Source organism: Arthrobacter sp. SAFR-179 (assembly GCF_059414945.1).
Genome location: NZ_JBPFDM010000009.1, coordinates 172,428 through 183,909 on the forward strand (window position 1 = coordinate 172,428; position 11,482 = coordinate 183,909).

Consider the following 11,482-nt stretch of genomic DNA (forward strand, 5'->3'; position numbering starts at 1 on the left):
ATGTCGCTGGTTCGGCTGCGGCCGTCAAGAGTGCTGTGGCCGGTGGCGGCTTAGGGCCAGGAGCCCTCTTCCTCGTGGCAGATCAGCATTTCGCGGACCTCGCAGCCGGTGGGCTGGTTAAGGGCGAAGAGGATGGCCTGCGCGGTGTTGGCGGGGTCATTGAGCCGGGAATCGTCCTGCGGCTTGTACTGTTCGGTGCGGTCATCGAAGAACCTGGTCTTCATGCCGCCGGGGATCATGGTGGTGACGCCGATTTCGCCACCGGTTTCCGCGGCCAGTGCGTGGCTGAATCCCACCACGCCGAACTTGGAGGCGCAGTAGGCGGTGGCATCGGCCACGGCGCGCTTGCCCAGGGTGGACGCCACGGTTACCACGCGGCCGTGGGTTTCCTTGAGGTAGGGCAGGGCGGCGCGCACTACCGAAACGGTGCCCATGAGGTTGACGCCGATGACCTTTTCCCACTCGGTCGCCTCCACGTCCGCGAGCTTGCCGCAGCGGTCGATACCGGCGGCCGTGACCACCGCGTCCAGGCCGCCAAGGGTCTCCGCGGCTTCGCGGACGGCCTTCTCCACGGCTGCCCGGTCGGCAACGTCCACCTCGAACGCCTTCACGCCGGCGACGCTGCTGATGTCACGGTCCAGGACCACCGGGGTGCCGCCTGAGCGGAGGACGGCATCGACGACGGCGGCTCCAAGTCCGGAGGCACCTCCGGTAACCAGGACGCGGCCGGGGGTGGTGGATGCGTTTGCAGTTGCTTCTGCGGTCATGGTGTTCCTTTCAAGAGGGAAAACAAGTCAATGGATCAAACAAATCAACGGGCTGGGCGGTTCAGCTGACCTTGGCGAGGGCGTCCGCCAGGCCGGTGGTGGAGCGGGCGGGATGGAAGGGGACGGTGAGGCAGCGGCCGCCCCAGCTTTCCACCAGGTCCGCCTCCGGGAGCCGGGCTCCCTTGTAGTCGCCGCCCTTGACCCAGATGTCGGGACGGAGCCGGTCCAGAGCGGCCTCGGGCGTGTCCTCGTCGAAGACCATCACCGCGTCCACGCATTCCATCGCCAGGAGCAGTTCCGCCCGGTCGTGCTGGCCGATGATCGGACGCTCCGGCCCCTTGAGCCGCCGTACCGAGTCGTCGGAGTTGAGGCACACGATCAGGCAGTCCCCCAGCTCGCGGGCTGCCGTAAGGGACCGGATGTGGCCGGCGTGGATCAGGTCGAAGCAGCCGCCGGTGGCAACAACCTTTCCGCCGCTTTCGCGCACCGAGCGGGCCAGCAGCAGCGGTTCCGTGGTCCGCCGGCCGGCGGCCGGCGCCGAATGCCCGGCGGCAGCATCTGCAGTGTCCGGCAGGGCCGAAACTCCCCCGGCCGCCAGGAAATCCGCGGCGTCATGCACTGCCAGGGCCGCCGCGTCGGGCAGGTCCCGGCCGGCGAGGAGGTGCACGGCCAGGCTGGCTGCCAGGCGGTCGCCTGCCCCGCACGGATCACCCGCCTCCACGCGGGGCGCAGGAACGGCACGGGCAGCAGCATCCCCCTGCCGCAACAGGACCGCCCCTTCCTCGCCCTTGGTCACCAGCACGGCCTGGCTGCGCCACCGCTTGAGCAGGATTTCCGCCACGGCGTCTGCCGAGCCTGCCGCGCTTCCGGGACCGGCCTGGACGGCCTTGGTGGCTTCGGAAATGTTCGGAGTCACCACGGCCACCCCGGGCACGGGTTCCGGCCCGGAGGGGTGCGGGTCCCAGATAATCGGCACGTCATCGGCGAGCCGGGCCAGCACGTCCCGCAGCTGCGGGTTGGCAGCCAGCCCCCTGCCGTAGTCTGCAACGATGACCACGCCGGCATGTTCCACGGCGCGGAGCATGGCGGGGCTGACATCCGGAACGGGCGTCTTTTCACAGCCCTGGTCAAAGCGGACCACCGGATGCGAACCCGCCCGGACCCTGGTCTTGACCGGCGAGGGATAGCCGCTGGTCCCTGCGACGAGCCGCACCCCGGCGAGGTGCGCACGCAACTGGCTGCCGGCGTCGTCATTGCCCAGGACTGTCACCAGCGTGACGGGCCAGCCGTCCTGGGCCAGCATGCGCGCCACCAGGCCTGCACCGCCGGCGCGGCGGCGCACGCCCGAAACGTCCACGACGGGTACAGGGGCGTCCGGGCTCAGCCGCGTAGCTTCACCGGAAAGGTCGACGTCGAGCATCACGTCGCCCACAACCACGATCCTCATGGCCGGCCCCCTCTCGGGAAGCCGGGGACAACGGCTGGAGTGTGGCGGGCAACTTCAAGGTCGAAGGCGCGGCAGATGGCATGCAGGGCGATCAGGTGCCCTTCCTGGGCGTTGGCGTTGAGGGCGTCGATCATGACGGCCTCATCGCAGGCGTCCGCCAGCGGGTTGGGTCCGGAACCGGTGAGCGCCCAGGTGGTCACATTGAGCCGGGACGCCGTTTCCGCGGCGCGCAGCAGGTTGGGGCTCTTGCCGCTGGTGGACAGCAGCATCAGCACGTCGCCGGAACGGGCATGGGCCCGGACCTGCCGGGCGAAGACCTCGTCGTAGCCGTAGTCATTGGCGATCGCGGTCACGGCCGACGACTCGGCATGCAGGGAGATGGCGGAGAACGGGACCCGCTCGCTGTCGAACCGGCCCACCAGTTCGGCGGTGAGGTGTTGCGCCTCCGCGGCTGAGCCGCCGTTGCCGGCGGCCAGCAGCCGCTGCCCGCGCAGCAGGCGCACCGCCAGCTCCACGCCCCAGGCGGCGAGCCTGCCGGACTGGCTGCGGAGCGACTCCAGGGCAGGAACCACGTTGTCCAGGTGGGTGCGCACGGCGTCGGCGCTGGCGGCATCCACGAAGGTGGCGCCGGGGAGCACCGCAGGCAGCGACGGGGCCGCAGTCAGGGTGCGGAGGTCTGCCTGCCGCAGGGATGCCTCGCGCACGGACGATTCACGCAGGGATGATTCGGCGGTCACAGTGCGGCTCCTTCCATGGGTACATTGCCGGCCGAAGCGCCGGCCGGGGCGCCGGCGATGGCCAGCTGGTAGGCCTTTTCGGTTTCCGCTGCCACCCTGTCCCAGGAGTACCGGGTGCGGGCGCGGCGTTCTCCTGCCTGGCCGAGTTTTGTTCGAAGGGCGGGGTTTTCCAGCAGCAGTGACAGGGCCGATGCGATGGCCTCCGGGTCCCGCGGCGGGACGTGCAGGCCGGTGGTGTGGTCCACTACCGTGTCCCGGAGCCCGCCAACCGCTGCTGCCACCACGGGGATGCCGCAGGCCATGGCCTCCAGCGGAACGATGCCGAACGGCTCGTACCAGGGGGCGCACACCACGGCGTCGGCGCTGCGGAAGATGCCTGGCATCTCCGAACGGGATACCTGCCCCTGCAGGGTCACCTGTTCAGACACGCCGAGCTGGGCGGCGAGGTCCAGCAGGCGGCGGATTTCGGGGTCGGCGTGCATCACGTTGGTGTCTCCGCCGCCGCCCACGATCAGGAGTTCGACGTCGTCAAATCCTGCCGCCTTGAGGTACGGGAGCGCGCGGATCACCAGGTCCACGCCTTTGCGTGGCACCAGGCGCCCCACCGACAGGATGCGGTAGCGGCGCTTCCGCGGTGCCACCGGGCCATCCGCCGAGAAGAAGCCCAGATCCACGCCGCAGGGCGCGATGGAGATCTTGCCGGTGGCGATGCCCATGGCTTTCAGCTCGAAGACCTCGTCGGAGCAGGTGGCGATGATCCGGTCCGCGGAACGGCCCACTCCGGGTTCCAGCCAGCGGCGCGCCTCGGGGCTGGTATCCTCGGCGCCCTGGTGCCGCCGCTTGACGGTGCCCAGCGCGTGGAACGTCTGGAGCATGGGCACGCGGTACCCGGTGTCGGGCCGCCTGGCAGCGTCCAGGGCAGCCAGGCCGGACATCCAGAAGTGGCCGTGCACCACGTCCGGCGGCCGGTGCCCCCAGTCCCTGGCCACGCCGTCCGCGAGTTCGCCCATGTAGGGCAGCAGCTCATCCTTGGGCACGTGCCGGGCGGGCCCGGCGTCCACGTGGACCACTTCAAGGCGGCGCCCCACCCGGACCCGTGCGGGGAGCTCCGTTGCGTCCCTTCGGGTATACACGGTGACATGGTGGCCGCGGTTGGCAAGGGCCTCGGACAGCGCGGCAACGTGAACGTTCTGGCCGCCGGCGTCCACCCCGCCCAATGCCGCCAGCGGACTGGCGTGTTCGGAAATCATGGCAATCTTCATGGTGTCTTCCTCTCCCGCGCCGGAACGAGGATCCGCTCGTCCGGCCGCTCGTTGACGGCGTGCCGCGGCCGGTTCCGCAGGTCCGCCAGCAGCTCGTCCCACCGGTCCTGGAACTTACCCAGGCCGTAACGCTCCAGCGCCGCCTCCCGGGCGGCTGCTCCCCGCCGTCGTGCTTCCTCCGGATTGGCCACCAGCCGGGACGCACAGCGAAGCAGCTCGTCGACGTCGGCGGAGACGATGCCCGCTTCCTGCGGCACCGCGCGTGGAGCCTCAGTGGTGGCCAGCACCACCACCGGCATGCCCAGGTGCATGGCTTCCAGCAGGGACAGCCCCAGCGAGGTCCACCGCATGGGGTGGACATAGACGCGGCAGCGGGCGAGTTCCCGGTGCAGCTCCCGGGTTTGCAGGTCGCCCCGCGACGTCAGGCGCGACGCCTCGATTCCGGTAGCTTCTGCCAGCCCGTCCGTCTTCATGCCGAATACCTGCAGCGGTGCCACGGACGCGAAGGCCGGCAGCAGGTCCGTTCCTGTGACCCGGCCGCGCCGCACCGGTTCGTTGACCACTACCCCCAGTTCCGGCAGTTCACCGGTGTAGAGCTGCCCGGGGTCCGGAATTCCGTGCTCGATCACGGTGGTGGGAGCGGAGCCGTTGTCCCAGGCCAGCCTGTTGAAGTGGGTCACGTGGACCACGGGGATGCTCTTTTGGTCCGCGAGCGGGTGGCTGGTGTTGGGGAAATTGCCTTTAGGCGTGTTGTGCTCCACGAATACGGCCGGAAGGTCGACGCCGGGCATCCGTCCCAGGGTTCGGAGCACTTCACCGATCTCTTCCGGGCGCTGGAGGACGACGGCGTCCACCGCCTCGGGGTCGAGGGTCGCCAGGTCCACCTCCCGCACTGATTCCGGCCAGTCCCTGCCGGCGCGGCCCAGCCCCCACGCTCCACCTCCCGGCAGGACGGGAAGCAGGTACTCATGACGGCCGCGGACAAAGGCGTCCGTCCAGGAACCGTGGACATGCCAGAGCAGGATTCTCATCTGTTGCGGGCCTTTCTACGGGTGCTGACGTGGGTGCTAAAGGAGCTCACTCCGCTGATCAGGCGTTCCACCGCCGCCACCACTTCCTCCGGCGATACCGAGTCGAGGCAGGGGTGGCCCGGGACGGGGCAAACCCGGGCGCGGGACATGCGGCAGGGCGCGTTCTGGTCCCCGAGGAGTTCCAGGGGCACGCCATAGGGGGCCCAGCGGATGGCCGGGACCACGGGCGAAAACAGGCACGCCACCGGTGTGCCCACCGCGGCAGCCAAATGGGCCGGGCCGGTATTGCCGCTGACCACGGCATCGGCGCCGGCCATGACGCCGGCCATGGTGGACAGGTCGGTACGCCCGCCCAGGTCCAGGGCCGAGGGGCCGGCTACCGTGGCGGTCAGGGACTTTTCGCCGGGGCCGCCCGTTACCACCACCCGGTAGCCTGCGCCCTGAAGGAGTTCGACGGCGGCGGCATGATGCAGCGGGGGCCAGGCCCTGGCGGGGACGGCGGCTCCGGGGTGGACCACAACATAGGGTTCCTCACCTACCAGGCCTGTCACGTCCGGAACGGACTTCACGTGCAGCTTCCCGTCGTCGCCGGCGGGGAGCCGGAAGCCCGCCGCCCCGGCAATGCCCAGTGCCCGCTCCGCCTCGGGTTGGTCTTCAGGGAAGTCCTCACCCGGTTTGAGGCGCACATCCAGCAAGGAGCCGGCGTAGTCAGTGGAGGCTCCGGTGATGCGCTCAACGCCTGCCAGCCGCAGCAGCAGGGCCAGCGGCAGCGGCGACTGGTGGAAGGACGTGAGGATGACTGCTTCGGTGATCCGGGAGTTTCGGACGTATTCGATCAGCCGGTCGGCGTGCGGTCCGGTCATTTTGGGCGCCGGGTTCATGATCCAGGGACTGTCCCAGCTGTAGACCTCGGCCACGTCGGGGAGCAGGGCCGCGGCCGCTTCACCCTGCCTGCCGCACAGCATCACCACGTGGTTGGTGCTGCCGCCGTACTCGGCCCGGCCGTTGGCTACCGCCCGCACGGCAGGGCCTGACAGCAGGACGTCGCCCATGCTGTCCAGCCGGGCCACCAGGACGCGCCCCATCAGGGCGTCCCCTGCAGCAGGCCGACGGCGGATGCCAGGTCCGGGGCCACCAGCCGCGCCGCGGCCACTTCCTCGGCGCGGGTCACGCGTGTGGGAACCAGGACGCCGGTGGCACCGGCCGCCTCGGCAGCACCCACGTCGGCGCCGATGTCCCCGATCAGGGCAGCTTCCGAGGCGTGGATGCCCAGTTTGCCGCAGGCGCTGTGGACCATGCCCGGGGCGGGTTTGCGGCAGGCGCAGCCGTCCTGCTCGGCATGCGGGCACACTTCCCACACGTCGAAAGGGCCGAGCAGTTCTTCCACCCGGGCATTGACTTTTGCCACGTCCGCGGCCGTGATCAGCCCGCGGGCAATCCCCGACTGGTTGCTGACCACACCGGTGGCGATGCCCGCCGCCCGCAGGCGGTCCAGGACAGCCTTGGCGCCGGCCATTGGCCGTACTTTGCCGGGGTCCCCGTTGTAGGGCACATCGACCACCAGGGTCCCGTCCCGGTCGAACAGGACAGCCCGGAGCTTGGAGGTTTCAGAGCTTCCCATAATCGGACCGTTCCCTCCTGCTGCTGCTCCTAAACAGGGCCGCGGGCTTTTTCAGCCGCAGGACCGCGTTCTTTTGGCCGGTTGAACAGGCAAGATACGAATTCGACTGCTGACGGATACTCCTTCCAGGGCCCTCCACAGCCCCCTCTGCGCTCCCGGCGTTGACGTGCCTCGGGAAGGTGCCGCCCGGCGTCGTCCGTTGCCTGTTGCCCGCGCAGGGCCAGCCTTACCTGGCCCTGGTACCGCCCAGCCGGCGGCCCGCTGCACCCACGCCGGCGTGCCCGTTCCGAGCCTCCCGGAAGGATGCAACGTGGCTTGCTGACCGGTCTACCTGCGCAACCCGGGATGACGCCCCACTGCCGGCGGCGTCTTCCCGCGCACCGAACTGGGCGCTGGCCTCAAGGCGCCGCTGAAGCTCCACCAGCACCTTGGCCAGGCGGCGGGACACCTGCATCTGGGACATTCCCAGCCGCTTGCCCAACTGCACCTGCGTCTCCTCGCAGAAATAGCGCCGGTACAAAAGCTCCCTGTCCGAGTCGTCCAGGTCCTGCATGGCCTCACGCAGGCAGGCGAGTTCCTCGAGCCGTTCCAGGGGTGTCTCAGGGCAGGCAAGGACCTCACCGATGGAGGGCGCATCCGAGTTGGGGTTCACGGCGTCAAGGGAATCCGGGTGCATGCTGCTGGATGCCGAGATGGCCTCCTGAACTTCAGCCGGGTCAGTTCCCAGTTCACCGGCCAGTTCGGCAACACTCGGATTCCGTCCCAGTGTCTGGGTCAACTCCGGTTCCGCCCGGAACAGCCGGGTCCGCAGGTCCTGGATGTGGCGCGGCGGCCGCACAACCCACGTCCGGTCGCGGAGATACCTCTTGAGTTCGCCCGTAATGGTGGGCGCGGCGTAGGCAGGGAAACTTTCGCCCTTGGCCTGGTCGAATCCGCGCGCGGCCTTCACCAGGCCCAGATAGGCCACCTGGTTCAGGTCCGCCCGCTCCCGGCCGCGGGCCTCAAAGCGGGCAGCGAGGGCTTCGGCGAGGTCCAGGTACCGTAGGACCAGGTCGTTTTCGAACGTTTCCCGCAGCCTTCCAGAGGTGGCGGGAGGAGTTGGTTGTTGTGCCGGCTGGGACTGTTGGCGATGGACAGGTGAAGCGTCCACGGCAAAAGCGGCAAAGGATTCGGGCATGAGTGTTGGTTTCCCTCGGTCTGGTTCCGAAAGCCTGCGGCAAGACTTAGAAGTAGGAAATCATAAGGTTGCTTATAAAACAATGCTTCTCCGCTATAGGCTCGTCATGGAGGGCCGCAACCAGTCCAAATCTGTGAAGGAGTCGTAGCCATGCGCGTAGCCATCACCGGGGCCAGCGGAAATGCGGGAACAGCACTGCTGCGCAACCTGCAGGGCCACCTCGCCCATAAGCCAGGCAGCCTGGAGCTGGTGGGGATCAGCCGCAGGCTGCCCGATACGTCCACAGAGCCTTATGGCGGCGTGGAATGGCACACCCTGGACGTGGGCCTGGACCAGGACAGGCCCGCGCTGGAGAAGGCGCTCGAAGGGGTGGACTCCGTGGTCCACCTGGCGTGGCAAATCCAGCCGAACCACAACCTCCAGCTCCTGCACCGGACCAATGTCACCGGCACGAAGAACGTCCTCGAAGCCGCAGCAAAAATGGGCGTGAAGCAGGTGGTGTGTGCGTCGTCCGTTGGCGCCTACAGCAAGGCGGACAAATACCAGCGCAGGGATGAGTCCTGGCCGGCAACAGGAATGGCGGGCTCGCACTACAGCCGGCATAAGGCCGAGCAGGAAAAGCTCCTTGACCAGTTCGCGGCCGCGGAGCCGGAGATTTCCGTCGCCAGGCTCCGGCCGGCGCTCATCTTCCAGGGCAAGGCGGGAAGCGAAATCGGAAGGTACTTCCTGGGGAACATCTTTCCGCGCCTGGTACCGCGGAAACCCTGGGTTCCACTGCTGCCGGCCCCGGATAACCTGATCTTCCAGGCGGTCCATGCTGACGACGTGGCAGAGGCCTACTGGCGGGTGGTGGACCAGCGGGCCAGCGGTGCCTTCAACATCGCGTCCGAGCCGGTTTTGACCCCGCAGGAACTGGCCCGCATCCTGGGCGCCAAGAGAATCCTCCCCATTCCCATGCGGCTGCTTCACGCCATAGTGGACCTTACGTGGCGGGCACGCATCCAGCCCACGGACTCGGGATGGGTGGAGATGGCGGCGGGGGCGCCCATCATGGACACCAGCCGGGCGCAACGGATCCTCGGGTGGGAACCACGGGTGTCATCGGTGGACGCCGTCAAGGAACTCCTCGCGGGCATGGGAACGGGGAAAGGCGTCAAACCTTCCCCCGTCCTCAAACCGCGGCGGCCCTAAACCCCAGCCACCCTCCCGCCGGCCTTAGATGCGCGGATTTTCCTCCCCGCGGACATCACGCCCAGCGGAGGTGCCGGTATTTCCCGTCGCGGTGTTTTCCGCGTCGCGATTGCGCCGCCGCCCGGATTCTGCTTCCGTCACTTCTGCGGGCCTATCCGTCCCGGCGCCGCCGGGAAGGGTGTCATGGCTTCCGCGGTCATCCCGTCCCGCGTCGGCATGGCGGCCGTCCCTGTACGCCGCGTCCCGGTCGCCATCACGGACAGCACCTGCGTCGGCAGGTCCACGCCCGTCATGTCCGGCGTCACGGTACTCGCGCCGCTCCTCAGTGCCCTCAACGCGGTCCCGCCGGCTGCCATCGCTTCCGACATCGGGATCGAGTTCATCCGCCTTCCGGGTGCGGCTGGCGACGTCACCCCGCAGGGACTGGGCCTCGTGGGCCCGCTGCTCGGCTTCCTGCCGAAGGCGGGCCGCGTCAACCTGCGCCTGCTCTGCATCGGCACGCGCGCGGATGGCCTTGGCCTCGCGCTCGCGGGCGTCGATTTCCATGTTCTCGGCTTCACGCCGGATCTCGGCGGCCTTTTCCCGGTGCTCCTGGTCGCGTTTCTGCTGCATGGCCTTGCGGCGCTTTCCGCCGGCCAGAAGGAGCACCACGATCAGTGCCACCACAACAATGGCAACTATCACCCATACCCATGGAGCTGTATCCATGTTTCCCACCACTTTCCACTTCGTTGTGACCGGGCAGGCCCTCGCCATTCCGGCTGACATTTTTGGAACGGTTATAACTCGCTTAGCAAGGGTACTTACTTTTTATTAGTAACCATGCTTATCATTTTACGGCCAGTATTGCTGGTTCTTGATCAACAACCGGCCTTCTTGGAAAGAGAGAGCGAAGATGACAGAGAACCAATGGCCCGAGGACCCCGCTTACACGACTCCTCCGGGCAGTACAGGAATCCCCGGTGAGCGGGAGGCCACTACCTTCCCGTCAACAGCCGGCCCCTACACGGGCGAGGCCGGAACCGGCTACGCCACCACCGATCAGACCTCTGCGTCCTCGCGTAAAGAGGCTGCCAAGGAAGAAGCAGCCGACGTGGCCCGCACTGCCGCCGGGTCTGCCCAGAATGTAGCCCAGACGGCCAAGGGCGAGGCCGCTAACGTTGCCCACGAGGCCAAGGCCAACGCCCAGGACCTGTTCCACCAGGCGAAGTCGGGCCTGACCAGCCAGGCCGGCACCCAGCAGCAAAAGGCCGCCGAGGGCATCCGCAACATTTCCAGCCAGCTGCACAGCATGGCCAGCGCACCGGACCAGCAGGGCATGGCCAGCGACCTGATCCGGCAGGCAGCCGATCGCACGTCCTCCATGGCGTCCTGGTTGGAGAACCGGGAGCCCGGTGACCTCCTGAACGAGGTCCAGCGGTTTGCCCGCAACCGGCCCGGAACGTTCCTGCTCCTCGCCGCCGGCGCCGGCGTCCTGGCCGGACGCCTCACCCGCGGCCTCACCGCAGGCGCCCCCGACTCGTCCACCGGCACCGGGGCTGCGGGCCTTTCCGGCCAGTACTCCGGGACCCCTTACGGTGACCAGTACAACCGGACAACCCCCGTTGCCGGCGGAACCGTTCCGCCGCCGCCGGTCCAGCTCCCCGGCCCGGCCACCACGACAGCAGGTTACGACGGCGGCGCACCGGGCAGCAGCTACCCCGAGGCAGCGGGTCCGGCCAGCGGCCTCGACAGCCCGCAGCTGGTGGAGGAGCCCTGGTCCGGGAACCAGCTGTCCGAAGACCCGCTGCGTGACCGCGCACTCGCCGACGATCCCATGGCGAACGACCCCCTCACCCAGGACCGCACCCGGGGTGGCCAGACGGGTGGTCTGTGATGAGTAGCCACATTCCGGAGATGCCGCCGAGTGAGGCGCATATGAAGGCTGACAACGCGTCGCTGGGTGAGTTGCTGGGGGATGTGACCCGGGACCTGTCCACGCTGATGCGCCAGGAAGTGGAGCTGGCCAAGGCCGAAGCGAAGCAGTCCGCCACCCGTGCAGGGAAAGGCGCCGGCATGCTCGCCGGCGCCGGCGTGGGCGGGCACTTCGTGCTGCTCTTCCTGTCCCTGGCCCTGATGTGGGCCCTGGGCGCCATCATGCCCCTGGGCTGGTCCGCGCTGATCGTCGCCGTGATCTGGGGCATCATCGCCGCGGTCCTGGCCTCCATCGGCCGCAAGGAACTCAAGCAGATCAAGGGCCTGCCCCAAAC

Annotated in this window: 12 protein-coding genes; 3 read left to right on the forward strand and 9 right to left on the reverse strand. The window is 68.5% G+C overall.

The window, feature by feature from the left end:
• Positions 1–50 precede the first annotated feature (50 nt).
• The 8 genes from ACR65K_RS15015 to ACR65K_RS15050 all read right to left on the reverse strand — a co-directional run bounded on the left by ACR65K_RS15015 (position 51) and on the right by ACR65K_RS15050 (position 8,042).
• Positions 51–767, reverse strand: coding sequence for an SDR family oxidoreductase (locus tag ACR65K_RS15015; protein ID WP_440153694.1), 717 nt, complete (start codon positions 765–767; stop codon positions 51–53).
• A gap of 61 nt (positions 768–828) precedes the next feature.
• The gene (locus ACR65K_RS15020) at positions 829–2,214 is read right to left on the reverse strand and encodes a PfkB family carbohydrate kinase (protein ID WP_056336952.1); all 1,386 of its coding nucleotides are present in this window, start codon (positions 2,212–2,214) and stop codon (positions 829–831) included.
• The gene (locus ACR65K_RS15025) at positions 2,211–2,861 is read right to left on the reverse strand and encodes a D-sedoheptulose-7-phosphate isomerase (RefSeq protein ID WP_440153725.1); all 651 of its coding nucleotides are present in this window, start codon (positions 2,859–2,861) and stop codon (positions 2,211–2,213) included. Before ACR65K_RS15025 ends, ACR65K_RS15020 begins: the two co-directional genes overlap by 4 nt.
• 86 nt (positions 2,862–2,947) lie before the next feature.
• Complete coding sequence (locus tag ACR65K_RS15030; RefSeq protein ID WP_440153696.1) at positions 2,948–4,213, reverse strand: glycosyltransferase; 1,266 nt, start codon at positions 4,211–4,213, stop codon at positions 2,948–2,950.
• Positions 4,210–5,244: a glycosyltransferase gene (locus ACR65K_RS15035; RefSeq protein ID WP_440153698.1), complete on the reverse strand. Its 1,035-nt coding sequence runs from the start codon at positions 5,242–5,244 to the stop codon at positions 4,210–4,212. Before ACR65K_RS15035 ends, ACR65K_RS15030 begins: the two co-directional genes overlap by 4 nt.
• A complete protein-coding gene (locus tag ACR65K_RS15040; RefSeq protein WP_440153699.1) occupies positions 5,241–6,329 on the reverse strand; it encodes a glycosyltransferase family 9 protein in 1,089 nt (362 codons plus the stop codon). The genes ACR65K_RS15035 and ACR65K_RS15040 overlap by 4 nt, the downstream gene beginning before the upstream one ends.
• Positions 6,329–6,865, reverse strand: coding sequence for a D-glycero-alpha-D-manno-heptose-1,7-bisphosphate 7-phosphatase (locus tag ACR65K_RS15045; RefSeq protein WP_440153700.1), 537 nt, complete (start codon positions 6,863–6,865; stop codon positions 6,329–6,331). The genes ACR65K_RS15040 and ACR65K_RS15045 overlap by 1 nt, the downstream gene beginning before the upstream one ends.
• A gap of 226 nt (positions 6,866–7,091) precedes the next feature.
• Entirely contained in the window at positions 7,092–8,042 is a 951-nt protein-coding gene (locus ACR65K_RS15050; protein WP_440153702.1) for a sigma-70 family RNA polymerase sigma factor, read from the reverse strand.
• 150 nt (positions 8,043–8,192) lie between these two features.
• On the opposite strand from ACR65K_RS15050, the gene ACR65K_RS15055 reads away from it, so the two are divergent.
• The gene (locus ACR65K_RS15055) at positions 8,193–9,233 is read left to right on the forward strand and encodes an NAD-dependent epimerase/dehydratase family protein (RefSeq protein ID WP_440153703.1); all 1,041 of its coding nucleotides are present in this window, start codon (positions 8,193–8,195) and stop codon (positions 9,231–9,233) included.
• A 24-nt stretch (positions 9,234–9,257) separates the two neighbouring features.
• Here ACR65K_RS15055 and ACR65K_RS15060 read toward each other — a convergent pair whose 3' ends face one another.
• On the reverse strand, positions 9,258–9,941 hold the full coding sequence (locus ACR65K_RS15060) for a hypothetical protein (RefSeq protein WP_156386212.1): 684 nt from the start codon (positions 9,939–9,941) through the stop codon (positions 9,258–9,260).
• 187 nt (positions 9,942–10,128) lie between these two features.
• Here ACR65K_RS15060 and ACR65K_RS15065 point away from each other — a divergent pair, with 187 nt between their 5' ends.
• A complete protein-coding gene (locus tag ACR65K_RS15065) occupies positions 10,129–11,109 on the forward strand; it encodes a hypothetical protein (protein ID WP_440153705.1) in 981 nt (326 codons plus the stop codon).
• Positions 11,109–11,482, forward strand: a 374-nt coding sequence (locus ACR65K_RS15070) for a phage holin family protein (protein WP_440153707.1), incomplete at its 3' end; no start/stop codon positions are given. The genes ACR65K_RS15065 and ACR65K_RS15070, both read left to right, overlap by 1 nt.